Below are 23,994 nucleotides of genomic sequence, written 5' to 3'. Positions count from 1 at the left end.
CGGTTCGCCCTCCGGGATGTGATGGCCCGCCGACCCGCAAGCAGGGTCAGGACTGCGGGGGCCGTGGCGGGTGGCGGTTCGCCCTCCGGGAGGTGATGGTCCGCCCGCCGTTTGTGGCGGCGGGTCAGGACTGCGGGGGCCGAGGCGGGTGGCGGTTCGCCCACCGGGCCGTGATGGCCGGCCGGCCCGCGGGGGTCAGGACTGCGTGGACTGGGCCCCGGTTCCGGAGCCCGGGCGCGGCCCGGCGGTGGGCTCACCCACCGCCGTGATCACGATCGTTGAAAACGATTGTCGATGTCGGTTATGCTCCGTCCGTCCCCGCCACTGACCGATCGGCCCCCACTCGTGCTCGTTCGCCCGCGCCCACCCGTCGCGCTGGATCGCCGCCTGCGTGCGTCCGTCCACCGCTCCCGCCTCGCGTCGCGGATCACCGTCAGCGCCCTCGTCGTGGCGATCCTGCTGCTGGTCGTCGTGTCCGGGGCGGTCGGCACGGTCGACGTCGGGGTCGCCGACGCGGCCCGGATCGTGGTGGGGCACCTGCTGCCGGGCATGCCGTGGATGTCCGACGGCAGCCTGACCCCGCTGCAGGACCAGGCGGTGTGGCAGTTCCGCCTGCCCCGCGCGCTGCTGGCCGCGCTGTCCGGCGCCGGGCTCGCGCTGGCCGGGGCGATCATGCAGGTGATCGTGCGCAACCCGCTCGCCGAGCCCTACCTGCTCGGCGTGTCCTCCGGCGCCGGGGTGGGCGCGGTTCTCGTCATCACTCTCGGGTCGGCGGCGGTCGGCGGGCTGCCGCTCGGGGCCGCGGCCTTCGCCGGCGCGCTGGTGGCGAGCCTGGCCGTGGCGCTCACCGCGCGGCACCGCGGCATCCTGTCGCCGACGCGGATGATCCTCTCCGGCGTGGCCCTGGGCTCCCTGTTCAGCGCCGTCACGAGCTACCTGACGCTGACCACCGAGGCGCAGAACGTGTTCAGCGTCCTGTTCTTCCTGCTGGGCAGCGTGTCCGCCGCGTCGATGAGCTCCCTGGCCGTCCCCGCGGTGGCGTTCGTGGCCGCGTGCCTCGTCGTCGGGTTGCGCACCCGGGCGATGAACGCGTTGCTCAGCGGCGACGAATCGGCCACCGCGCTCGGGGTGGACGTGAACCGGCTGCGCGCGGTCCTGCTGGTCACCGCGGCGCTGTTGACCGGCTCGATCGTGTCGGTCAGCGGCGGAATCGGCTTCGTCGGCCTGGTGGTCCCGCACGTGGCCCGGATCCTCGTCGGCGCCGACCACCGGCGGATGCTGCCGGTCGCGGTGCTCGGCGGCGCCGCGTTCCTGATGCTCGCCGACCTGCTCTCGCGCACGGTCGCCGCGCCGGCCGAGGTGCCGATCGGCATCCTCACCGCGGTGGTGGGGGCGCCGTTCTTCCTGTGGCTGATGCGCCGGGACACGGCGGCGCGGGCGGGACTCGACCGATGAGGGTGCGCTTCGACCACGTCGGCGTCAGCCTGGCGGGCCGCGCCGTGCTGCGTGACGTCAACCTGGATGTGCCCTCCGGCCGGTTCCTCGGGCTGGTGGGCCCCAACGGCAGTGGCAAGTCGACGCTGCTGCGCACGCTCTACCGCGCGGTCGCGCCGGAGTCCGGCCGGGTGCTGCTCGGCGAGAAGGACGTGTGGCGCACCAGCCGCCGCGAGGTCGCCAGGACGGTGGCGGTCATGACCCAGGAGACCTCCACCGAGTTCGACATGACGGTCCTGGACGTCGTCCTGCTGTCCCGGGTGCCGTTCCAGCGCGGGTTCGGCCGCGACACCGACGCCGACCTGGACCTGGCGTGGACCGCGCTGGACACGGTGGGCGCCACGGACCTCGCCGACCGGCCCATCGGCCGGCTCTCCGGCGGGCAGCGCCAGCGGGTGATGCTCGCCCGCGCCCTCGCCGCCGACACCCCGGTGCTGGTCCTCGACGAGCCGACCAACCACCTCGACATCGCCTTCCAGCTGGAGCTCATGCGCTTGGCGGCCGGCCTCGGCCGCACGGTCATCGCGGCGCTGCACGACCTCAACCTCGCCGCCACCCACTGCGACGAGATCGCGGTCCTCGACACCGGCCGCCTCGTCGCCGCCGGGCCGCCCGCCGAGGCCCTCGCCCCGCGGGTGGTCGAGGAGGTCTTCCACGTCGGGGTCACGCGCCTGACCCACCCGGGCACCGGCGGCCCGGTCCTGGTTTTCGACCATCCACACCGGACTGGTCCCCGCCCCGGTACGAACAGAGATGAGATCCATGCCTAGAACCGCGCCCCTGATCGCGCTCGCCCTCGGCGCCACCCTGGTCGCCGGGTGCGGCTCCGCGGTCACCCCGAACGCCTCGCCGGACACCGCCCAGGCGGTGACGATCACCAACTGCGATCGGCAGATCAGCGTGCCGTCGACCCCGGCCGCGGCCGTCGGGCTGAGCCCGTCGCAGACCGAGCTGCTGCTGCGGCTGGGGCTGGCGGACAAGCTCGCCGGGCAGGCGCAGACCGACACCGCGCCGCTTCCCGCCGACATCGCTGCCCAGGCTGCCGCCGTGCCGGTGCTCAGCGAGTCCGGGCCGCCGAGCCGGGAACAGCTGCTCAACGTCAAACCGGACTTCGTGTTCTCCCCGACGATGTACGAGTTCACCGCCGAGCAGGGTTTCGCCGGCCTGGACCAGCTCGCGCAGGCCGGCGTGACCGCCTACATCGCCACCGGCGGCTGCGCCCAGCGGCGCATGACCGGCACCGTCGAGGACATCTTCACCGACCTGGACAACCTCGGCCGGATCTTCGCCGTGCCCGACCGCGCCAGCACCCTGATCGCGCAGAGCCGCGCCACCCTGTCCGAAGTGGACACCGCGATCGCCGGCCGCGCGAAGCCCACCGTGGCCCAGGTGTACTTGGAGGGCACCACGGTGACCGCGATCGGCGCCGGCATCGAGTACGACATCATCCGCCGGGCCGGCGGGAACAACGTGTTCTCCCCGCAGGACCCGCGGTTCGCCAAGTTCTTCGCCGCCCAGATCACCCCGGAGGCGCTCGCCGCGGCCGACCCGCAGGCGATCGTGTTCGCCGTGAACTCGCCCGAGCACGAGCAGGCCACCCGCGACTACCTGACCCGCACGTTCCCGAACGTGACCGCGGTGCGGGAGGGCCGGCTGATCGCGATCGACGCCGCCGACACCTACCCGGGCACCCTCGGCAACGTCTCGGTGGTGCGCGAAATCGCCCAGCAGTTGCACCCGGGCGCCTTCGCGTCGTGATCCACCGCGGGCTGCTGCGCCTGGCGGGGGTCGTCGCCGGACCGGTGGCGCTGCTGGCGGCGCTGGCCGTGCTGGTGTCGGCCGCCCACGTCGCCGCGGCTGTGCTGACCGCCGCCGTCCTCGCCGACCTGACCGGCGGGGACGTCGCGGCGGTGCCGGCCACCCTCGCGGTGCTGGCCGGGGTGGTCGCCGTGCGGGCGGTGCTGGTGTGGGCGCGCGAGGTCGCCGCCGCGCGGTTCGGCATCGCGATCCGCACCCGGCTGCGGGCCACCCTGCTGCGCCGCATCGCCGAGCTGGGCCCGGCGTGGGCGCAGGGGGAGCGGGCCGGTGCGGTCGCGCACACGGTCGTCGACGGGGTGGAAGCCCTGGACGCCTACTACAGCCGCTACCTGCCCCAGCTCCTGGTTACCTGCGTCGTCCCGGCCGCGGTCACCGGGTGGCTGTTCACGGTGTCGGCGCCCGCCGCCACTGTCTTGGCCGTGGCGGTGCTGTGCGCGGTGGCGGTGCCCCGGTTCTGGGACGCCCGGCTGATGCGCACCGGGCGCACCCGGTGGCGGGCCTACGAGCAGCTTGCCGCCGGTTATCTGGAAGCGACCAGGGCGATCGCGGTGCTGCGGATGTTCGGCGCGGGGCGGCGCACCGGCGACCTCCTCGCCGCGCGCGGCGCGGACCTGCACCGGTCCACCATGTCGCAGCTGCGGGTGTCACTGGTGGAGGCCGGTGTTAGCGCGCTCGCGCTGCACCTGGGCACCGCCGCCACCATCGTCGTCGCCTGCGCCGGGGTGCTCGGCGGCGCGGCGCCCGCGGGTTCGCTGCTGCTGTTCCTGTTGTGCGCCAGGGAATGCTTCCGGCCCGTGCTGGACCTGTCCGCGCACTGGCACCTCGGGTACCAGGGCCTGGGCGCGGCCGCCGGGCTGGAGGAGATCCGCACGGCGCGACCGGCCGTCGCCGACACCGGAACCCGCACCGAACCGGCCCGCCCGGGCGCCGGAGTGCGGGTGCGCGAGGTCACCTACCGCTACCCGAACGGCGCCGGTGTGCACGAGGTGAGCTTCGACTGCGCGCCGGGGAGCACCACGGGGATCGCAGGCCCGTCCGGGGCGGGCAAGAGCACGCTGGCGCGGCTCCTCGTCCGGCACGCCGATCCCCAGCACGGCCGCATCGAGCTGGACGGCACCCCGCTGACCGGTTACACCCTCGCCGCGCTGCGGGCGAGCATCGCCGTCGTCGGCCAGCACACCTACCTCTTCCACGGGACCGTGGAGGAGAACCTCCGGCTCGCCCGGCCCGGCGCCACCACGGCGGAGGTCCGCACGGCCGCTCACGTCGCCGACGCGCTGGGGTTCATCGAGGCGCTGCCCGACGGGTTCGCCACGGTGCTCACCGAGAACGGGGCGCGGCTCTCCGGCGGGCAGCGGCAGCGGCTGGCCATCGCCCGCGCCGTGCTGGCCCGGACCCCGGTGCTGCTGCTCGACGAAGCGACCTCGGCGCTGGACGTCGACACCGAGCACCGCGTCCTGACCCGGCTCGCGCGACACTGCCCGGACGTCACCCGGATCGTGATCGCCCACCGGGAAACCGCGTTGCGCGACGCCACCACTCTGGTCACGATCGAATCCGGCCGCGTCGCCAGTGTCGCCGGGGTCGCGGCGTGAGCGGCCCGCTCCGGCGGCTGCTGCCGGTCATCGCCGAGCAGAAGGCCGCCTTCGCCTGGACGCTGGCGGCCAACGCCGTCGTCCAGCTCGGCACGCTGTCGCTGGCGGTGGCCGGCACCTGGCTCGCCGGCCGGACCGCCGCCACCGGTTCGGCGCCGCTGACGGCCGTGGCGTTCGTCCTGTTCGGACTCGCGGTGCTGACCGCCGCGATGACCTGGCGCGAATCCTGGGTCTCCCACGACCTGGCCTACCGGTTGATCGCCACCCTGCGCGCCCGCGTGTTCGGCGCCTTCCGCGTCAGCCTGCCCGACCGCGCGAAACCGCGGCGGAGCGGGGACCTCGTGTCGGTCGCGTTCGCCGACCTCGACCGGCTGGAGTGGCTCTACGCCCACACCGCCGCCCAGGCGCTCACCTGTGCGGTGCTGATCGCCGCCACCACGACCCTGTCGTTGCTCGTCACCCCGTGGCTGCTGCTGGTGTGGGTGCCGCTGGTCGCCGTGACCGCGGCGCTGCCGTGGCTGACCGGCCGGGTGGCCACCCGGCAAGGCGCGGAGCTGACCGGTGCGGTCGCGGCGCTGAACGCCGAGCTCGTGGACACCGTCCACGGGCTCGGCGAGCTCACCCCGGCCGGGGCGCTGGAACGGCGGCTCGGCGCGCTCGGGCGGCTCACCGGCGCCCTGGCCGCCGTGCAGGCGAGGATCGGCTTCCGGGCCGGGGTGGAACGCGCGGTGCACGATGCGACGGCCGCACTCGCCGGGATCGGCGCCCTCGCCGTGTGCGCGGCCAACCTCGCCACGGTCGGCCGTCCACTCGCGCCGGTCGCGACGGTCCTCGCCGTGGCGGCTATCGGGCCGCTGGCCCAGATCTCCGACCTGCTGCGCAACCTCGGCACCCTGCGGGCCGCGGCGACGCGGATCACCGGCGTCCTGGACCGGCCGCCCGCCGTGGACGAACCCCGGTCGCCTCAGGCGTTGCCGGCGCGCGAGCACGCGACCGGATTGGTGTTCGACGCCGTCACCTTCGGGTACGGCGACGGGCCGCCCGTGCTGCGCGAGGTGTCGTTCGCCGTGGGGCCGGGGGAACGCGTCGCGCTCACCGGCCCCTCCGGCGCGGGCAAGACCACGTGCGCGCTGCTCGCCGTCCGCATGTGGGACCCCGACGGCGGTCGCATCACGCTGGACGGGGTTGCGCTGACCGACCTGGCCGACGACGACCTGCGCGATGCGATCAGCATCGTGCCCCAGGAGCCGGGACTGCTGGCCGGCACGATCGCGACGAACATCCGGCTCGGCCGCCCCAAAGCCGCCGACCACGAGGTGGCGGAAGCGGCGCGGCGGGCGGGAATCCTCGACCCCCGGGCCGGCCTGCCGGACGGCCTGGACACCCCGGTCGGCGAGGGCGGGGCCGGGCTGTCCGGCGGGCAGCGCGCCCGCGTCGCGGTCGCCCGCGCGCTGCTCATGAACCCGCGCATCCTCATCCTCGACGAGGCGACGGCCAACCTCGACCCCGACGCCGACCAGGCCATCACCACCGCACTCGCCGCCACCGGGGAGGACATCGGCATCCTCGTCATCGCCCACCGCCCGGCCACACTGGCGCGCTGCGACCGGACGATCCGCTTGCCCTGACTCAGCGCGACCCGGCGATCCGGTCCGGCAGCCGGGCCGCCAGGTGGTCGATCAGCTCGCTGACCCGCCGGGGCACGTGGACGTCGTCGGCGAGGAGGGCGTAGATGTCGGCCGGCGGGGTGGGGACTCCGGGCAGCACGCGGACGAGCTCGCCACTGTCCAAATACGACCGGACCTGCCACTCCGAGCGCATGATCACCCCGTGCCCCTGCAGCGCCCAGTCGGTGACGACGTCCCCGTCGTTGCTCGACAGGCGGCCGCGCACCCGCACCTGCCTCGGCCTGCCCGCGGTGCCGAACCGCCACAGGTCGAAGTCCCCTTCGTTCTCGCGCAGCACGATGCAGTCGTGGTCGGCCAGGTCCTCGACCCGTTCGGGCATGCCCTTGCGGTCCAAGTAGGACGGTGCGGCGCAGGGCACCCGGCGGTTGCGGGCCAGCCGCCGCATCCGCAGTGTCGAATCCGGCGGGGTGCCGACGTGGACGGCCATGTCGAACTCGCGCCGGTGCGGGCGCAGCGGCAGCGCCGTGGTGTGCAGCCGGACGTTCAGCTGGGGGTGCCGGGCGGTGAACTCGCCGAGCAGGGGCGCCACGTGCGCGCGTCCGAGCCCGAGGGTGGCCTGGACCACGACCGAGCCGCGCAGGTCGGCCGAGCGGTGCGTGATCAGGTCGTCGAGCTCGCGGACCTGGTCGAGGATCGTCTCCAGGCGGGCGGCGTAGAGCTCGCCCTCGGAGGTCAGCACCAGCCGGCGCGTGCCGCGGTGCACCAGGCGCGCGTCGAGCCGTTGTTCCAGCGCCCGCAGGCGTTTGCTGACCGCGGGCAGCGAAGACCCGAGCTCGCGCGCGGCGGCGGTCAGCGTCTCGCTCGCGGCGACCACGTGGAAGAAGCGGAGATCGTCGATCGAGCTCATCCGCGCCCCTTTCTTTCCCTGAGCGAAAGGATAGGTTGCCCGGAGAGCTCTTGTCGTGGGATGCGGCGCCGATCAAGGTGAAGGGCCCGAGCACAAGGAGCCTGCCGTGTCCCACCGTTACCGCATCGCCGTCATCCCGGGGGATGGCATCGGACGTGAGGTCGTGCCCGAGGGCCTGCGGTGCCTGCGCGCCGCCGCCCGCGCCCACGGCTTCGGCCTCGACGTCACCGAGTTCGATTTCGCCAGCGCCGATTACTGGGTGCGCCACGGCGAAATGCTGCCGCCGGACTGGCGGGAAGTGCTCGGCGGCTTCGACGCGATCTTCTTCGGCGCCGTGGGCTGGCCCGACGTCGTGCCCGACCACGTGTCGCTGTGGGGGAGCCTCCTGCGGTTCCGGCGCGGGTTCGACCAGTACGTCAACCTCCGCCCCGTCCGGCTGCTGCGCGGGGTGCGCAGCCCGCTGCGGGACCACGGACCGGGCGACATCGACTTCGTCGTGGTCCGCGAGAACACCGAGGGCGAGTACTCCAGCATCGGCGGCCGGATCTTCGAGGGCACCGACCGCGAAACCGTGGTGCAGGAGACCGTGATGACCCGCACCGGAGTGGACCGGGTGCTGCGGTACGCGTTCGAGCTGGCCGCCGCGCGCCCGCGCAAGCACCTGACCTGGGCGACCAAGAGCAACGGCATCTCCATCACCATGCCCTACTGGGACGAGCGCGCGGCCGCGATGGCCGGGCGGTACCCGGACGTGGCCGCGGACTCCGACCACATCGACATCCTCACCGCCAAGTTCGTCCTGCGGCCCCAGGACTACGACGTCGTGGTCGCCAGCAACCTGTTCGGCGACATCCTGTCCGACCTCGGCCCGGCGTGCGCCGGGACGATCGGCATCGCGCCCAGCGCCAACATCAACCCCGACCGCACCTGGCCCAGCCTGTTCGAGCCGGTGCACGGCTCGGCCCCGGACATCGCGGGGCGCGGGATCGCCAACCCGGTCGGGCAGATCTGGAGCGGCGCGATGATGCTCGACCACCTGGGGGAGCCGGACGCGGCAGCGCAGGTCGTCGCCGCGATCGAGACCGTGCTCGACGAGCGGCCGGAGGTGCGCACTCCCGATCTCGGCGGCTCCGGGACGACCGAGGAACTCGGCGCGGCGATCGCCGACGAGATCACAGCGGCGGTGATGTCATGACCCGGCCGGTCACCGACCCGGTCGGCCTGGAGGTCCGCTGGGACCGGCTGGCCGCCGCGACCGACGAGGCAGCCTCCACCATGCTGCGCACGGCGTTCTCCACCATCATCCGCGAGTCCAACGACTACACCGTCGTGGTGATGGACCGCCGCGGGCGCACCATGGCGGAGTCGCGCGCCGGGATCCCCGGTTTCGCGGCCCTCATGAGCTCCCTGACCGGGCTGGTCCTGGACCGGTTCCCGGCCGGGGACTGGCAGGACGGCGACTGCGTCATCACGAACGACCCGTGGATCGCGACCGGGCACCTGCCCGACATCGCCATGATCACCCCGATCTTCCACCGGGGCGCGCTCGTCGGTTTCGCCGGCACCGCCGCGCATTCCCCCGACATCGGTGGCACACCGACGATGGGCGCCACCGAGCTGATCTCGGAGGGCATCCTGATCCCGCCGCTGCGGCTGTTCCGGGCCGGCCGCGTCGAGCAGGGGGTCAAGGACCTGCTGCTCGCCAACGTGCGGCTGCCCGGCGCGTTGTGGGGCGACCTCGAAGCCCAGGCCGCCGCGCACGCGGTGTGCCGTCGGCGGGCGCAGGAGTTCCTCGCCGACTTCGATGAACCGGACTTCGAGCGGTTCGCCGCCGAGGTGCACGCGCTGGCCGACACCGCGCTGCGGACGGCCATCCGTGAGCTGCCGGACGGCGTGTACCGGGCGGGCGTGGACGCCGACGGCGTCGAGGGGCACCCGACGCACATCGAATGCGCCCTCACCGTGAGCGGGGACCGGATCGCCATCGACTACACCGGGACCTCGGCCCAGGTGCCGTTCTCGACCAACTCGACCCTGAACTACACCCGCGCCTACTCGGTGTACCCGCTGAAGATCCTCCTCGACCCGGCCACCCGCACGAACTGGGGCTCCTACCGCGCGATCAGCGTGACGGCACCCGAGGGCACGATCGTCAACCCCACGTTCCCCGCGCCCGTCGTCGCGCGCCACCTGACCGGCCACCTGCTCTCGTGCGCGATCTATCAGGCGCTCGCGCCGGTGCTGCCGGACCGGGTCGTCGCCGACAGCGGGGGCGCGCCCGCCCTGCGCGTCCGGTTCGCCGGTGTCGACGACGACGGCCGTCCCTTCGCGCAGATGCTGTTCGCCAACGCCGGCATGGGCGCCTCGCAGGACAAGGACGGCCTGTCCACGACCGCCTTCCCGACCAACTCCGGCAGCGGCAGCGTCGAGGCGCTCGAAGCGACGTCCCCGCTGCGGTTCGTGCGCAAGGAGCTGCGCGCGGGCTCGGGTGGCCGGGGACGGCGCCGCGGCGGGCTGGGACAGGACATCGAGGTGCACAACCCGACCCGCCGCCCGGTGCAGATGGTGCTGCTCGGCGACCGCGAGCGGCACCCGGCCCTCGGGCTCGCCGGCGGGGAGCCGGGCGCGACCGCGCACGCGGTGCTGGACACCGGGGAACGCGTGCCGCTGAAGTCGGTGTCCCAGCTGGCCCCCGGCGCGTCGGTGCTCATCTCGTTCCCGGGCGGCGGCGGGTTCGGCCCGCCGGAGGACCGCGAGCCGCACCTGGCCGAAGCCGACGAACTCGGCGGCTACACCACCGCCGACGCGCGAGAGGAGACCCGTCGATGAGCCGCACGGCCCGGATCGGCGTGGACGTCGGCGGGACGTTCACCGACCTGCTCCTGCACGACCCGGCGCGCGACCTGACGTGGCCCGGCAAACTGCCCACCACCCCGCACGCGCCCAACGAGGCGATCACGGCGGGCATAGCCCGCCTGCTGGCCGAGACCGGCACCCCGGCCGGCGACGTCGCCGGGGTGGTGCACGGCACCACGCTGGTGACCAACACGCTGCTGGAACGCACCGGCGCCGTCGTCGGGCTGCTCACCACCCGCGGTTTCCGCGACACCCTGGAGATGGGCCGGGAGATCCGGTTCGACACCACCGACCTGCACGCCCGGCCGGCTCGTCCGCTGGTCCCGCGGCACCTGTGCCGCGGGGTGGCGGGCCGCATCGCGGCCGACGGCGCCGAGCTGGAGCCGCTGGACGAGGACGAGGTGCTCGCGCGGGTGCGGGAGTTCCGCGCGCAGGGTGTCGAGGCGGTGGCGGTGGCGCTGCTGCACTCCTACCGCGACGACAAGCACGAACGGCGGGTCCGGGAGCTGCTCGCGCGCGCCCACCCGGACCTGCCGGTCACCCTGTCCAGCGCGGTCGCGCCGGTGATCGGCGAGTACGAGCGGGCGAGCACCGCCTGCCTCAACGCCTACGTGCAACCGCTGATGGCGCGCTACCTCGACGCGCTGCGGGACGACCTGCTCGCGATGGGCGTCGACGCGCCGCTGCACATCATGCTCTCCGGCGGCGGGGTCACCACGCTCGAGGACGCGAAGGAGTTCCCCGTCCGCCTGCTGGAATCCGGGCCGGCGGCGGGCGCGATCGCCGCCGCGGCCGTGGCCCGCCGGCTCGGTGAACCGGACGCGCTGTCGTTCGACATGGGCGGCACGACGGCCAAGATCGCGATCGTCAGCGGCGGCCGGGTGCGCCGCAAGCACGACTTCGAGGCCGGGCGGGTCGACAAGTTCAAGCCGGGTTCGGGACTGCCGGTCCGGCTGACCGTCGCCGACATGATCGAGATCGGCTCGGGTGGCGGGTCGATCGCCGCCCCGGACCCGCTGGGGCTGCTCAAGGTCGGGCCGCGCAGCGCCGGGTCCGTGCCGGGGCCCGTGGCCTACGGCCGGGGCGGCGAGCACCCGACGGTCACCGACGCCGATCTCCTGCTCGGCTACCTCGACCCGGCCACCTTCCTCGGCGGGGAGATGCGGCTGCGCACCGCCGAGGCCGGCAAGGCGGTGGACCGGGACGTGGCCGGGGCGCTGGGTTTCGACCGGACCGGCGCGGCGGCCGGCATCGTCGAGGTGGCCACGGCGAGCATGGCCGCCGCGGCGCGGATGCACTTGTCCGAGCACGGCCGCGACCCGGCCGGGTTCGCGCTCATCGCGTTCGGCGGGGCGGGCCCGGTGCACGCCTACGGTCTGGCCAAGCAGCTGAAGATCGGGCGGATCATCGTGCCGATGCGGGCCGGCGTCATGTCCGCCTACGGGTTCCTCGTCGCCGCGCCCACGGTGGACCAGGTGCGCAGCCTGCCTTCGCCTCTGGCCGAGGTCGAGTGGGGCCGGGTCGACGGCCTGTACGACGAGATGTCCGCGCACGCCACCGCGGTGCTGCGCCCGGAACACCCGGAGCTGGTCCGCTTCCGGCGGTCGGCGGACATGCGGTACGTGGGGCAGGGGTTCGACATCGAGGTCGGGCTGCCCGGGGCGGATCTCACCCGGATCGACGCCGGACGCCTGCGCCGCGATTTCGAGGAGACCTACCGCGCGACGTTCGGGCGTTGCCTGGAGGGCCCGGTGGAGGTCGTCAACTGGCGGCTGACGGCGCGGCTGGCCGGGCACGACGTGGTGCTGCGCTGCGACCCGGTCCCGGGTGAGGCTCGCCGCGGGGAGCGCGAGGTGTGGATTCCCGGGCACGGCCGGCTGCGGGCGGGCGTCTGGGACCGGTACCGCCTGCGGCCGGGCACGGAGATCGCCGGTCCCGCGGTGTTCGAGGAGCGCGAGTCGTCGTGTTGCTTCGGGCCGGAGTGCCGGATCCGGGTGGACGCCGACCTGACGCTCCTCGTCGACGTCGGCCAGTGATCTGCGGGCGTCAGTGCTGTGCCGCGGGCATTGTCGCCGGGGCGCCGGCGAGCAGGTCGCCGAGACCGCCGCGGGCGTCCTCGATCACGAGGGCCTCCGCGGCGGCCGAGTCGCGGGCCCGCAGCGCCCGCACGAGCGCGCGGTGGCTGGAGTAGCGGTCCAGCCCGAACGTGTCGTCCTGGTTGATGCGGTCGATCAGCTTGGTCCGCCGCTCCGCCCAGGAGAACACCCGGGTCTGGTCGAGCAGGCGCACGAGCACCGGGTTGCCCGCGCAGGATTCGACCACCTCGTTGAACCGCTGCATGGTGTCGAGCAGTCGGCCCAGCTGGCGGGAGATGTCCTCCCCGGCCTGGTGCCGCTGCTGGATGACGATCAGCAGGTCGTCGGCGTCGTCGAGGATGGCGTCGAGCCGGTCCAGCTGCTCCTCGGTCGCGTGGCGCGCGGCGAAGCGGGCGACCATCCCGCGCAGCGCGACCTCGACCTCGGCGAGGTCCTGCACCGCGGCGTTGGCGACCTCGGCGACCTTGACGGTGCGGGGCCCGGTCCGTTCCAGCAGGCCGTCCTGTTCGAGCCGGCGGATCGCCTCGCGCACCGGGGTCGGGCTGACCGACAGGCGCTCGGCCAGCCCGCGCTCGGTCACCTTCTGCCCCGGGCGCAGCTCGCCGGTCGTGACCGCGTCGCGGATCGCGCGGTACGCGCGGTCGGACAGCGTGTCGCTCGTCAGGCCCGTCAGCTTCTCACCCGCCATGTGATCACCCTATCTGCCATCGCACCGATCATTTGCAACTATTGACCATCTTGCTATAGCAACGTACCGTCGGGCTCGCCACAAGGCCGTGGCGACAGGGAAGGTGGTGGCGATGACGCTGGCTACGCGGCGCACGGGAACCGGTCGGCGGATCACGTTCTTCGTGGCCCTGGCGGTGTTCGCGCAGGAGTCGACGTGGAACCTCTACGAGTCGCAGGTCCCGCCGCTGCTCGGCGCGCACCTCGGCAGCGCCGCGCTGATCGGCCTGCTGATGGGCATGGACAACCTGCTCGGCATCTTCGTCCAGCCCTGGATGGGCAACCGGTCCGACAACACGCGGACCTCGTGGGGCAGGCGCATCCCGTACCTCGTCGTCGGGATGCCGGTCGCGGCCCTGCTGTTCGTCGCCATCCCGTTCACCGCGGGCTCGCTGCCGCTGCTGATCCTGGCGATGTTCAGCTACGCGCTGGTGGCGAACTCGTTCAAGCCCATCGCCGAATCCCTGCTCCCGGACTTCATCAGCCCCGCGCGCCGCAGCCGGGCCAACGCGGTCGTCAAGATCGCCGCGAGCATCACGGTGATCGTCGCGGCGCTGATCAGCATCTTCCTGGTCGACGAGCACCCGAACCTGTCGTTCGCGATCCCCGCGGTGCTGATGGTGGTCTCGGTGGCGGTGCTGGCGGCGAAGGTGCGGGACAGCCGGTCCCCGGCCTACCTCGCGGCGCTGGAAGAGGACCGCGCGGGACACGAGGAGGCGGCGGCCAAGGTGCGCGTGCGCGACATCGTGCCCGACATCGTGAAGGACCGCGACCGCAGCCGGCTGCTAATCATCGTGTCGATCTTCCTGTTCGGCGGCGCCTGGGCCGCCTCGCGCTCACTCGTCACCTCCTACGGGATGGAGGCGCTGCACCTGTCCCGCGGCGACGCGGGCGGGCTGACCCTGCCCAGCGGGGTGGCCTTCATCCTGGCCGCCTACCCGGTGGCGATGCTCGCCGAACGCTTCGGCCGGCTGCGCGTGATGATCGCCGGGATGACGGTGTTCGCGGCCGCCATGGTGCTCGGCACCGTCGTCCAGACGCCCACCGGCACGGTCGTCGCGCTGTGCGTGGCTTCCGCGGGCGCCTCCGCGTTCCTGGTCAACGCGGTGGTGGTCCTGTGGAACCTCGCGCCGTCCGACCGGGTGGTCGGGACCTACACCGGTCTCTACACCGTCGGCTGGGCCGGTGGCGGGTTCCTCGGCCCGGCGCTGGTCGGCGGCATGGTCGACCTCACCGGCTGGCCGTTGATGCTGCTCGACGTCGCGGTCGTCGCCCTCGTGTCCGTGCTGGCGGTCGCCCGCGTCTGGGCGCTGCAGCGGCGTTCCGCGACCGGCCGCGCCGTCTGATCACTCTGGAGAAAGAGGAAACCGTGCTCCGCGTCCTGATCACCACGGACTACCTCCGTCCCGGCGACGAGGTCGACCAGTTCCTGCGCCGCGCCGGGCTGGAGACCGAGCACCTGCCGATGACCGGCAAGCGGGATCCCGAGCGGCTCGCGGAGGCGCTCGCCGGGGTCGACGCCGCGCTGGTGGCCAACGAGCCGATGACGGCCGACGTCCTCGCGCGGGCGCCGCGGCTGCGGGTCGTCGTGCGCACCGGCGTGGGCTACGACTCGATCGACGTGGACGCCGCGGCCCGGCTCGGCATCAGCGTGAGCAACCTGCCCGGGATCAACGCCAACGCCGTGGCCGAGTACACGATGGGACTGCTGCTCGCCGGGGCGCGGCGTCTCGTGCAGTCCGCGTCCGGCGTGGCCCGCGGTGGCTGGCCGCGCGAGGACGGGCACGAGCTGCGCGGCGCGACCCTCGGCCTCATCGGGTACGGGGCGTCCGCACGCGCCGTGGTTCCGCTGGCCCGCGCCTTCGGCATGACCGTCGTGTGCACCACCGCCGTGCCCGACCGGCTGCGGACCGACCCCGCGGTGCGGTTCGTGGAGCTGCCCGAGCTCCTCGCCGTCGCCGACTACGTCTCGGTGCACACCTCGCTCACGGAACGAACCCGCGGTCTGCTGGGGGAAAAGGCCTTCCGGCGGATGAAGCCCACGGCGCTGCTGGTCAACACCGCCCGCGGGCCGATCGTCGACGAGGACGCGCTCGCGAAGGCCGTGCGGGCCGGGGACATCGCGGGCGCCGCGCTCGACGTCGCGACCGAGGAGCCGCTGCCGCCGGACAGCCCGCTGCGCGACGTCGACGGCATCGTCGTCTACTCCCACCTGGCCGGGCAGACCGCGCAGGCGCGGGCCGCCGCGGGGCGCCAGGGGGCCGAGGAACTCGTGGCAGCGCTGCGGGGCCGGCCGCAGTTCGCCGTGAACGCCGCTCTGATCACCGAAGGAAAGAAATGAGGAGCATGGGCAACGAACCGGTGAAGTCCGTCCGCGTCCTGACACCGAGCGGCATGCTCGGCGCGGGCTGGGATCACGCCACGATCGAGCGCGGCATCGCGCTCGGCGCCGACGTGATCAGCATCGACGGCGGATCCACGGATTCCGGCCCCCACTACCTGGGGTCGGCGACGGCCAAGACGACGGCCAAGGCGGTGGCCCGCGATCTGCGCAGCCTGTTCACCGCCGCCGCGGACGCGGGCATTCCCGTGATCGTGGGCTCGTGCGGCACCAGCGGCACCGACCGCGGGGTGGACTGGGTCGCCGGCATCGCCGCCGAGGTGATGGCGGAGGAAGGCCTCGACCTGCCGGTCGCGAAGATCTACAGCGAGCAGAATCCGGCCGATCTGAAGGAACACCTCAACGCGGGCCGGGTCCACCCGTTGCCGCCGCTGGAAGAGCTGCGGGCCGAAACCCTGGAAAGCTGCACCCACATCGTCGGCGCGATGGGACACGAGCCGATCGTCGCGGCGCTGCGGGCGGGCGCCCAGGTCGTGCTCGCCGGCCGCGCCACCGACACCGCCGTGGCGGCCGCCTACCCGCTCATGATGGGCATGCCGGCCGGACCCACCTGGCACGCCGCCAAGATCGTCGAGTGCGGCGGGCAGTGCACCACCAATCCGCGTGCGGGCGGGGTGCTGGCCACCATCGACGCCGACGGGTTCACCATCGAGCCGCTGGATCCCACGGTGTCGTGCACGCCGATCACGGTGGCCGCCCACATGCTGTACGAGACGGTGAACCCGTTCGAGATGCGCGAACCCGACGGCACCCTCGACGTCCGGGACGCCCGCTACACCGCGCTCGACGACCGGATCGTCCGGGTGGAGGGGTCGAAGTTCCACGTCGCAGGCCAGTACACGATCAAGCTGGAGGGCGCCCGGGTCACCGGCTACGAGACCATGTCGTTCGCCGCGATCCGGGACCCGCTGGTCCTGGCCGACATCGACGCCTGGGCGGACCTGATGCGCACGGTGATCCGGCAGCGGGTCGGCCAGACGCTCGGGCTGGCGGACGGCGAGTACGCCTTCGACCTGCGCCTCTACGGGCACAACGCGGTGCTGGACGACCTCGAGCCGGAGAGCGGGCCGCCGCGCGAGGTGGGGGTGATGCTGCTGGTCAACGCGCCCGACCAGGCCACCGCCACGGCCGTGGCGAAGGTGGCCAACCCGTTGATGCTGCACCTGCCCGCGCCCGGGATGGACTACCTGCCCAGCTTCGCGTTCGCGTCCTCGCCCGCCGAGGTCGAGCGCGGCGCGGCCTACGAGTTCGTGCTCAACCACGTCGTCGACTGCGACGACCCGCTGAGCCTGTTCCGCATCGAACTGGGGGAGAACACCCGTGCCTGACACCACTCTCGCCGACCTGGCTCACGAGGTCCGGTCCAAGAACGCCGGCCCGTTCTGGGTGACCATGGAGGTGTTCCTGCGCGACGCCGAGGGCTACCGGATCGCCGCCGACGAGTCGTTCCTCAACGAGCGGGTGATCGCGCAGCTGTACCGCGTCGAGGAGAGCACCGTCCAGATCTTCCGCATCCCCTCGCTGAACGTCGTGAAGATCTCCTTCCCGCGCCCGGTCAGCCAGGGCTCGCTGCGGGACCGCGACATGCACGCGGGCCAGCACCACGTCCCGCTGGCCCGCATGCCGGTCGGGCGCGATGATCGCTGACGACCTCGGCGCCTGCTACGCCGAGCGCAGCCGGGCGGCCCGGCGGCTGGTGCGGGCTCTCCCGCCGGGACCGTCCACTGTGCTCGGCACGATCTGGCACATCGATGCGGCCCCGACCGTCACCTCGCTCACCCGAGCCCTCGTCCTCGGCCAACCGTCCGCAAGGGAGAAACCGTGATCCGCGTCGAAGACCTGCCCGCCGCGCACCCCGGCCGCCGGCTGCTGACCGGCCGCACCCCGTTCTTCGCCGCGCCCACCGAGCCGCGCTGCAGCTACTGCGCCTACGTGCCGCGGACCTGGACGCCCGAGGCGCGGATGCCGGTGCTGGTGGCCGTGCACGGCACCGGGCGCAACGTCGGGGCGTTGCGGGAAGGGCTGATCCCGTTCGCCGACCGGCACGACGTCATCGTCGTGACGCCCCTGTTCCCGGCCGGCATCGACGATCCCGACGACGTGCACAACTACAAGACCCTCGACGCCTTCGGCATCCGGTTCGACCTGGTGCTGCTGGAGATCCTGGACCAGGTCCGGGAGCGGTGGAACGCGCGGGTGGACACGGTGATGCTGTGCGGGCACTCCGGCGGTGGCCAGTTCGCCCACCGGTTCCTCTACCTGCACCCGGAGCGGGTCGAGGCCGTCGCCGTGAGCGCGCCGGGCAGCGTGACCGTGCTCGACCCCACGCGCGCCTGGCCGCATGGCACCGCCGACACCCGCGATCGATTCGAGTCCACTGTGGACCCGGCCGCGATCGCGCGGGTGCCGGTGCTGCTGGTCATCGGCGCCGACGACGACGGACGCGCCGACCTGGCCGCGATGGGTGAACCCGGCCGCAGCCGCCCCGCCGAGCTGGCCCGCCTCGCGGCGAGCCTGCGAGAGCACGGTGCCGCGGTGCGGACGGTCGAGGTGCCCGGGGTGGGCCACAGCGCCGCCGGGACGCAACCGTCGATCACCGCGTTCTTCGACGACCTGCTGACCGGCTGAGGGCGCCGCTCACAGGTCGGCCATCGCCGAGGTCGGGGATTCGATCGCGTCGGCGACGTAGCGGAGGAACCCGCCCGCGGTGCCGCCGTCGCACACCCGGTGGTCGAACACCAGGGACAGCTGCACGATCTGCCGCGCGACGACCTCACCGCCGACGACCCACGGCCGCGGGATGATGCGGCCCATCCCGAGGATGGCGACCTCCGGGTGGTTGATGATCGCCGCGCTGCCGTCGACGCCGAGCACCCCGTAGTTGTTGAGCGTGAACGAGCTGGAGCTGAGCTCGGCCGCGGTGGCGGTGCCCGCGCGGGCCGCCGCGGTGAGCCTGCGGATCTCGGCGTCCAGGCCGCGCATGCCGAGCCGGTGGGCGCTGGCGATCGCCGGGACGACGAGCCCGCGATCGGTCTGCGCGGCCAGGCCGAGGTTGACGCCGTCGAGGTGGGCGATCTCGCCGCGCTGGGTGTCCACGCGCGCGTTGAGCTCGGGGAACCGGGCCAGGCCGGCGATCACGAAGCGGGCGACCATGGCGAGGATGCCCGGCGCCTGCCCGGTTTCCGCGAGCTGGGCCCGCAGGTCGAGCAGCGCCGTCGCGTCGACGTCCACCCAGGTGGTGGCCTCCGGGATCTCCGCGCGGCTGCGGCTGAGGGTTTCGGCGACCGCCTTGCGCAGGCCCTTCAGCGGCACCCGGGTGTGGATCGGCAGCCCGGTCCGGCGGTCCACGGCGTCGGCCGCCTGCTCTTCCGCGGCGGCCGGGGCGCCCGCTGCCGCCTCCACGTCCCGGCGGGTGATCAGGCCGTCGGGCCCGCTGCCGGTGAGCGCTTCCAGATCGACCCCGGTGCGGCGGGCGAGCTGGCGGACGATCGGCGACACCACGGCCGGCCGGTCCCCGTTGCGCCGGGGCGACGGCGCGGCTTTCGCCGGACGGCGCCTGCGTCGTGACGGCACGGCGTCACTGGTGCCGTAGCCGATCAGGACGTTGCCGGACCCGGCTCGCTCTTCCTCCACATAGGTGTCTGCGGCGCGGGCCTCCGCGCTAGGAGCCACCGAGATCAGCGGCTCGCCGACGGTGAGGGTGGCGCCCTCCTCGCCGTGCAGCGCGGCGACCACGCCCGCGTACGGGGAGGGCACCTCGACCGCGGCCTTGGCCGTTTCGACCTCGGCGACCGGCGCGTCGACGGCGACCGGGTCGCCGACCTTGACCAGCCAGCGCACGAGTTCGGCTTCGGTGAGACCCTCGCCGAGGTCGGGAAGGGTGAAGACCTGCACGCTCACGCGGTGACCTCCCAGGAGTCCTGCCACTGCAGGGTGTCGACGGCGTCGAGGATCCGGTCGGTGCCGGGCAGGAAGTGGTGTTCCAGCTTCGGCGCCGGGTAGGGCACGTCGAACCCGGTCACCCGGCGCACCGGGGCCTCCAGGTGGTGGAAGCAGCGTTCGGTGACCCGGGCGGCGATTTCCGAGGCCACGGACGCGAAACCGGGTGCCTCGGCGATCACGACGGCGCGCCCGGTCCGGCGGACCTCGGCGCAGACGGTGTCGTCGTCGAACGGGACGATCGAGCGCAGGTCGACCACGCCCAGGTCGCGGCCCTCGGTGGCGGCCTGCTCGGCCGCGGCGAGCGCGACGGGCACCGACGGGCCGTAGGCGATCAGGGTGGCGTCCCGGCCGGGCTTGCGCACGACCGCCCGCCCGATCGGCGGGACGGCCTCGGCGACGTCGACCTCTTCCTTGGCGAAGTAGCGCTTCTTCGGTTCGAGGAACACCACCGGGTCGGGGCTGTCGATCGACGCGCGCAGCAGGCCGTAGGCGTCGGCGTTGGTGGCCGGGGTGACCACGGTCAGGCCGGGGGTGTGGGCGTAGTAGGCCTCGGAGGAGTCGCAGTGGTGCTCCACCCCGCCGATGCCGCCGGCGTAGGGGATGCGGATGACCATCGGCAGCCGCACGCGGCCGCGGGTGCGGTTGCCCAGTTTGGCGACGTGGCTGGCGATCTGCTCGAACGCCGGGTAGGCGAACGCGTCGAACTGCATCTCCACCACCGGGCGCATCCCGTTCATCGCCATCCCGACGGCGAGGCCGACGATGCCGGATTCGGCGAGCGGCGTGTCGAAGCAGCGTGCCTCGCCGAAGTCGCGGTGCAGCCCGTCGGTCACCCGGAACACGCCGCCCAGCTGCCCGACGTCCTCGCCGAAGACGACGACCCGGTCGTCGGCGGTCATGGCGTCGCGCAGGGCGGTGTTGATCGCCTGGGCCATGGTCATCTTGGTCGCCGGCATCAGGCCTCCTCGAACTCGAGCTCGGCGCGCAGGGCGGCGCGCTGCTCGGCCAGTTGCGGGGTGGGGGTCGAGTACACGTGGGCGAACAGCTCTTCCGGGTCCACCGGGGTCTCGGCCCCGAGCCCGGCTCGCACGTGCGCGGCCATCTCCTCGGCCGCGGCGGCGAACTCGGCCTCGCGTTCCTCGCCGAGGGCACCGGTCTCCGCCAGGTGCGTGCGCAGGCGGGTCAGCGGGTCGCGTTGCACCCACCCGGCGACCTCGTCCTCGGTGCGGTACCGGGCGGCGTCGTCGGCGTTGGTGTGGGCGTCCATGCGGTAGGTGTCGGCTTCGACGAGCGTCGGCCCGCCACCGGCGCGTGCCCGGGCGACCGCCTCGCCGAGCACCACGGTGAGGGCGGCGAAGTCGTTGCCGTCGACCAGGACGCCGGGCATGCCGTAGCCGACCGCCTTGGCCGCCAGGGACGGCGCCACCGACTGGCGGGCCAGCGGCACGGAGATCGCGTACTTGTTGTTCTGCACGAAGAACACCACCGGCGCGCGGAAGACGGCGGCGAAGTTGCAGGCCTCGTGGAAGTCGCCCTCGCTGGTCGCGCCGTCCCCGCACAGCGCCATCACCACGGTGTCCTCGCCCTTGAGCCGGGCCGCGTGCGCGACGCCGACGGCGTGCAGCAGCTGGGTCGCGAGCGGGGTGGCCTGCGGGGCCACGCGGTGGGCCACCGGGTCGTAGCCGCAGTGCCAGTCGCCGCGCAGCATGCTCAGCACCTCGACCGGGTCCACGCCGCGGGCGGCGACCGCCGCGGTGTCGCGGTAGGTCGGGAACAGCCAGTCGCCCTCGGCGAGCATCTGGGCGCAGGCGACCTGGCAGGCCTCCTGGCCGCGCGAGGACGGGTACACCGCGAGCCGTCCCTGCCGGACCAGCGCGCCGGCCTGCTCGTTGAGGCGGCGGGCCAGCAGCAGCCCGCGGTACCCGGCGACGAGCTCGGCGACGGGCGGCAACGGGTGCTCGCCGACGTGCGCGCCGCGCTCGTCGATCAGCCGGACCGGGGCGGCTGCCGAGTCCGGAACTCCTGTGCTGGCGATGGACGACATGACAGGATGATCCCGTCATCGTGTGCAGTTTGACCAGAACCACGAGAAGAGTCGAGACAATCGGCCACCCGGGGCGCGGAATCGGATCGGTTCTCTCCGGGACGGCGGTCTCGGCGCCGGGAAGTGAGACGGATGGACACCCTGGACGACGTCGACCGCCGGATCGTCGCCGAGCTGCGCGCGGACGGGCGGCTGTCGGTGCGCGCCCTCGCCGAGCGGGTGCGGATCTCGCGCGCGAACGCCTACGCCCGCTTGGAACGCCTCACGACGCGGGGAGTCATCACCGGGTTCACCGCCACCGTGGACCCGGTGAAGATCGGGTTGACCACCTCGGCGTACGTGAGCCTCACCGTGCGGCAGAACGGCTGGCGGGACCTCAAGGAGCGGCTGCGCACCATCCCGGAGGTCCGGCACATGGCCCTGACCGGCGGTGAGTTCGACGTGATGCTGCTGGTGCGCGCCGCGGACAACGACGCGCTGCGCCGCGTCGTGCTCGAGCAGCTGCAGGCCATACCCGAGGTGCTCGGCACCCGCACGTTCCTGATCTTCGAGGACTCGGCGAACTGACTCCTGCGGGTGCGTCGTCGTTACGGGGCAGGGCGTCGCGATATCGGGCTACTGTGCCACCCATGACCGACGACTGGCTTTCCGCTACTCGCTCGTCGTACGACACCGACGCCTCCGGATACGCCGAGAAGGTACGCGGACTGCTCGACGAGATGCCGTATCTGCGCGCGAGCCTGACGTTGTTCGCCGAGCTGGCACAGGGTGCCGGCGGCGGGCCGGTGGCCGATGTCGGCTGCGGGACCGGATACGTCACCGGCTATCTGCACGACGCCGGGATGGACGTGTTCGGCATCGATCTCTCGCCAGAGATGATCGCCATCGCGCGGCGCGACCATCCAGACCTGCGCTTCGAGGTCGGCACGATGACCGGCCTCGATCTGGCGGACGACTCGGTCGCCGGCATAGTCGCGTTCTGGTCGGTGATCCACGTGCCGGACGACGCCATGCCGGGCGTGTGCGATGAGTTCCGTCGGGTGCTGCGACCACACGGAGTGTTGCTGGTCGGCTTCCATGTCGGTGACGAGACTCGGCACACGTCCGAAGGTCATACCGGTCGTCCGATCAATGTGGACAGTCACCATCGTCCGCCGAGCAGGGTCAGGGGCTGGCTTCGTGACGCGGGATTCACGATCGAGGCCGAACTGGTCCTCAGGCCGGACGAGGACGTCCCGGGAGCCGTGATCTTCGCGCGTTGAAGCGCCGAGCCGTTTCCTCGGCTGAGCCAGAACACTGCGCAAGGAAGGAAACGCGATGTCCGTTCGCTACCAGCTCGTGATCGGCTGTGCCTATCCCGACCGCCAGGCGAGCTTCTGGACTGCCGCGCTGGGCTACGAACTCGCGCCGCCCCCGGCCGGTTTCGACACCTGGGACGACCAGGTGGTCCAAGCGGAAGGAGCGGGTGGACGCCGAAGCCGACCGCCTGGTGGGCCTGGGCGCCACCATCACCTGCGTCTTGCGGCAGGACGGGCTCGACCACTACGCGGTCGGGATGAAGGACCCCGAAGGAAACGAGTTCGACGTCAACTGACCGGCTGCCGGAATCGAGTGGCAGCCGGTCAGTGCCGTCCGCTTCACTCGTTCAGCGCGTGGCGCGGGCCCGTTCTTCGTAGGCGCGGCGGTGTTCGGTGTCCACTTTGGATGTGAACGCCTCGTACATGCCGCCGAGCCGGAAGACGGCGTCGTTGACGCGGCGGGGGAGGTAGCGCTGGCTCGCCGACATCAGGCCGGCCGCGCGGGTGACGCGGACTTCCGGTCGTGGCTTGGTGATCAGGGCGGCGATCGCGTCGGCGATGTCCTCGGGGGCGGCGTTGCGCATGCCGCGGGTGCCGGGTGTGCCCGCGGACAGTTCGGTGTCGGTGAAGGTCGGCAGGACCGCGGAGAAGCAGACTCCGGATCGCCGCAGTTCGCGGCGTGCCGATTCGGTGAACCCGACCACCGCGGCCTTGCTCCCGCTGTAGGTGGCCAGCCCCGGCAGGAAGGTTTCCCCGGCCAGCGAAGCGATGTTGATGACGTGCCCGCGCCGCCGGGGCGCCATGCGCCGCGCGGCGAGGCGGCTGCCCACGATCACGCCGAAGACGTTGATGTCCAGGATGCGCCGGGTGACCTCGTCGGGTTCGTCGGTCAGTTGCCCGACCGGCATGATGCCGGCGTTGTTGACCAGGACGTCGAGCGGTCCGAGTTCGCGTTCGACCCGGTCGAGGAACTCCTCGAAGGACCGGGGATCGGTGACGTCGAGCCGCCTGTGCACGGTCAGCCCGAGGTCCTCGCCCGCGGCCTTCACCCGGGGTTCGTCGATGTCGCCGATGGCGACCGTCGCGCCGAGGCGGGTCAGCCGGGTGGCGGTGGCCAGCCCGATGCCGCGGGCGCCGCCGGTGATCGCGACGACCTTGCCGCGCAGATCGATGGTCTTCCTGGCCATGG

The 23,994-nt window shown here is 73.1% G+C and carries 22 protein-coding genes and 1 pseudogene; 17 read left to right on the top strand and 6 right to left on the bottom strand.

Translation table 11 applies throughout. The annotated features are described in order from the left end of the window. Nucleotides 1–345: 345 nt before the first annotated feature. The 5 genes from AMY39116_RS0332080 to AMY39116_RS0332060 are packed head-to-tail and all read left to right on the top strand — an operon-like array spanning nt 346 to nt 6,535. Nucleotides 346–1,455, top strand: a complete 1,110-nt coding sequence (locus tag AMY39116_RS0332080; protein ID WP_020421702.1) for an iron ABC transporter permease — start codon at nt 346–348, stop codon at nt 1,453–1,455. Beyond that, nucleotides 1,452–2,264, top strand: a complete 813-nt coding sequence (locus AMY39116_RS0332075) for an ABC transporter ATP-binding protein (RefSeq protein WP_039791877.1) — start codon at nt 1,452–1,454, stop codon at nt 2,262–2,264. Before AMY39116_RS0332080 ends, AMY39116_RS0332075 begins: the two co-directional genes overlap by 4 nt. Further along, a complete protein-coding gene (locus AMY39116_RS0332070) occupies nt 2,257–3,252 on the top strand; it encodes an ABC transporter substrate-binding protein (RefSeq protein ID WP_020421700.1) in 996 nt (331 codons plus the stop codon). The genes AMY39116_RS0332075 and AMY39116_RS0332070 overlap by 8 nt, the downstream gene beginning before the upstream one ends. Next, nucleotides 3,249–4,907 (top strand): ABC transporter ATP-binding protein/permease, encoded by a 1,659-nt coding sequence (locus tag AMY39116_RS0332065; protein ID WP_020421699.1) that lies wholly within the window; start codon nt 3,249–3,251, stop codon nt 4,905–4,907. The genes AMY39116_RS0332070 and AMY39116_RS0332065 overlap by 4 nt, the downstream gene beginning before the upstream one ends. Further along, complete coding sequence (locus AMY39116_RS0332060; RefSeq protein WP_020421698.1) at nt 4,904–6,535, top strand: ABC transporter ATP-binding protein; 1,632 nt, start codon at nt 4,904–4,906, stop codon at nt 6,533–6,535. The genes AMY39116_RS0332065 and AMY39116_RS0332060 overlap by 4 nt, the downstream gene beginning before the upstream one ends. A 1-nt stretch (nt 6,536) precedes the next feature. On the opposite strand, the gene AMY39116_RS0332055 is transcribed toward AMY39116_RS0332060, so the two are convergent. Next, on the bottom strand, nt 6,537–7,442 hold the full coding sequence (locus tag AMY39116_RS0332055) for a LysR family transcriptional regulator (RefSeq protein ID WP_020421697.1): 906 nt from the start codon (nt 7,440–7,442) through the stop codon (nt 6,537–6,539). Nucleotides 7,443–7,548: 106 nt separating this feature from the next. Here AMY39116_RS0332055 and AMY39116_RS0332050 point away from each other — a divergent pair, with 106 nt between their 5' ends. From AMY39116_RS0332050 to AMY39116_RS0332040, 3 genes are read left to right on the top strand one after another with little or no spacing between them, the layout of a single operon-like run. Continuing rightward, nucleotides 7,549–8,637 (top strand): tartrate dehydrogenase, encoded by a 1,089-nt coding sequence (locus AMY39116_RS0332050; RefSeq protein WP_020421696.1) that lies wholly within the window; start codon nt 7,549–7,551, stop codon nt 8,635–8,637. Continuing rightward, entirely contained in the window at nt 8,634–10,271 is a 1,638-nt protein-coding gene (locus AMY39116_RS0332045) for a hydantoinase B/oxoprolinase family protein (RefSeq protein ID WP_020421695.1), read from the top strand. Before AMY39116_RS0332050 ends, AMY39116_RS0332045 begins: the two co-directional genes overlap by 4 nt. Further along, a complete protein-coding gene (locus AMY39116_RS0332040; protein ID WP_020421694.1) occupies nt 10,268–12,334 on the top strand; it encodes a hydantoinase/oxoprolinase family protein in 2,067 nt (688 codons plus the stop codon). Before AMY39116_RS0332045 ends, AMY39116_RS0332040 begins: the two co-directional genes overlap by 4 nt. A gap of 10 nt (nt 12,335–12,344) precedes the next feature. Here the strand turns inward: AMY39116_RS0332040 and AMY39116_RS0332035 are convergent, their stop codons facing one another. Next, nucleotides 12,345–13,082 (bottom strand): GntR family transcriptional regulator, encoded by a 738-nt coding sequence (locus AMY39116_RS0332035; protein WP_020421693.1) that lies wholly within the window; start codon nt 13,080–13,082, stop codon nt 12,345–12,347. Nucleotides 13,083–13,194: 112 nt separating this feature from the next. On the opposite strand from AMY39116_RS0332035, the gene AMY39116_RS0332030 reads away from it, so the two are divergent. The 6 genes from AMY39116_RS0332030 to AMY39116_RS0332005 are packed head-to-tail and all read left to right on the top strand — an operon-like array spanning nt 13,195 to nt 18,149. After that, on the top strand, nt 13,195–14,466 hold the full coding sequence (locus tag AMY39116_RS0332030) for an MFS transporter (RefSeq protein WP_020421692.1): 1,272 nt from the start codon (nt 13,195–13,197) through the stop codon (nt 14,464–14,466). Nucleotides 14,467–14,489: 23 nt separating this feature from the next. Further along, complete coding sequence (locus tag AMY39116_RS0332025) at nt 14,490–15,461, top strand: phosphoglycerate dehydrogenase (protein ID WP_020421691.1); 972 nt, start codon at nt 14,490–14,492, stop codon at nt 15,459–15,461. A gap of 5 nt (nt 15,462–15,466) precedes the next feature. Continuing rightward, on the top strand, nt 15,467–16,849 hold the full coding sequence (locus AMY39116_RS0332020; RefSeq protein WP_020421690.1) for an acyclic terpene utilization AtuA family protein: 1,383 nt from the start codon (nt 15,467–15,469) through the stop codon (nt 16,847–16,849). Beyond that, on the top strand, nt 16,842–17,168 hold the full coding sequence (locus AMY39116_RS0332015; RefSeq protein ID WP_020421689.1) for a DUF4387 domain-containing protein: 327 nt from the start codon (nt 16,842–16,844) through the stop codon (nt 17,166–17,168). The genes AMY39116_RS0332020 and AMY39116_RS0332015 overlap by 8 nt, the downstream gene beginning before the upstream one ends. Next, the gene (locus tag AMY39116_RS0332010) at nt 17,158–17,346 is read left to right on the top strand and encodes a hypothetical protein (RefSeq protein WP_020421688.1); all 189 of its coding nucleotides are present in this window, start codon (nt 17,158–17,160) and stop codon (nt 17,344–17,346) included. The genes AMY39116_RS0332015 and AMY39116_RS0332010 overlap by 11 nt, the downstream gene beginning before the upstream one ends. After that, complete coding sequence (locus tag AMY39116_RS0332005; RefSeq protein ID WP_020421687.1) at nt 17,343–18,149, top strand: alpha/beta hydrolase; 807 nt, start codon at nt 17,343–17,345, stop codon at nt 18,147–18,149. Before AMY39116_RS0332010 ends, AMY39116_RS0332005 begins: the two co-directional genes overlap by 4 nt. A gap of 9 nt (nt 18,150–18,158) precedes the next feature. Here the strand turns inward: AMY39116_RS0332005 and AMY39116_RS0332000 are convergent, their stop codons facing one another. Genes AMY39116_RS0332000 through pdhA form a run of 3 tightly spaced genes read right to left on the bottom strand, consistent with a single transcriptional unit; the run spans nt 18,159 to nt 21,507 of the window. Continuing rightward, complete coding sequence (locus AMY39116_RS0332000; RefSeq protein ID WP_020421686.1) at nt 18,159–19,421, bottom strand: dihydrolipoamide acetyltransferase family protein; 1,263 nt, start codon at nt 19,419–19,421, stop codon at nt 18,159–18,161. Continuing rightward, nucleotides 19,418–20,419 carry an alpha-ketoacid dehydrogenase subunit beta gene (locus AMY39116_RS0331995; RefSeq protein ID WP_020421685.1) on the bottom strand — a complete coding sequence of 334 codons (1,002 nt, stop codon included), beginning with the start codon at nt 20,417–20,419 and terminating at the stop codon, nt 19,418–19,420. Before AMY39116_RS0331995 ends, AMY39116_RS0332000 begins: the two co-directional genes overlap by 4 nt. Next, nucleotides 20,419–21,507, bottom strand: a complete 1,089-nt coding sequence (gene pdhA / locus AMY39116_RS0331990; RefSeq protein ID WP_020421684.1) for a pyruvate dehydrogenase (acetyl-transferring) E1 component subunit alpha — start codon at nt 21,505–21,507, stop codon at nt 20,419–20,421. Before pdhA ends, AMY39116_RS0331995 begins: the two co-directional genes overlap by 1 nt. A gap of 132 nt (nt 21,508–21,639) precedes the next feature. On the opposite strand from pdhA, the gene AMY39116_RS0331985 reads away from it, so the two are divergent. From AMY39116_RS0331985 to AMY39116_RS48185, 3 genes and pseudogenes are all read left to right on the top strand, one after another. Continuing rightward, entirely contained in the window at nt 21,640–22,074 is a 435-nt protein-coding gene (locus AMY39116_RS0331985; RefSeq protein ID WP_020421683.1) for an Lrp/AsnC family transcriptional regulator, read from the top strand. Between the two features lie 62 nt (nt 22,075–22,136). Continuing rightward, nucleotides 22,137–22,769 carry a class I SAM-dependent methyltransferase gene (locus AMY39116_RS0331980; RefSeq protein ID WP_020421682.1) on the top strand — a complete coding sequence of 211 codons (633 nt, stop codon included), beginning with the start codon at nt 22,137–22,139 and terminating at the stop codon, nt 22,767–22,769. Between the two features lie 55 nt (nt 22,770–22,824). Further along, a pseudogene (locus AMY39116_RS48185) lies at nt 22,825–23,101 on the top strand (VOC family protein). Nucleotides 23,102–23,152: 51 nt separating this feature from the next. Here the strand turns inward: AMY39116_RS48185 and AMY39116_RS0331970 are convergent. Next, a complete protein-coding gene (locus tag AMY39116_RS0331970; RefSeq protein WP_020421680.1) occupies nt 23,153–23,992 on the bottom strand; it encodes an SDR family oxidoreductase in 840 nt (279 codons plus the stop codon). Nucleotides 23,993–23,994: the final 2 nt, after the last annotated feature.

Source organism: Amycolatopsis sp. ATCC 39116 (assembly GCF_000231075.2).
In the GTDB taxonomy this organism is placed as follows: Bacteria; Actinomycetota; Actinomycetes; order Mycobacteriales; family Pseudonocardiaceae; genus Amycolatopsis_E; species Amycolatopsis_E tucumanensis.
The sequence above is the reverse complement of the archived record's forward strand: the minus strand, read 5'-3'. Positions and strand labels throughout refer to the sequence as shown.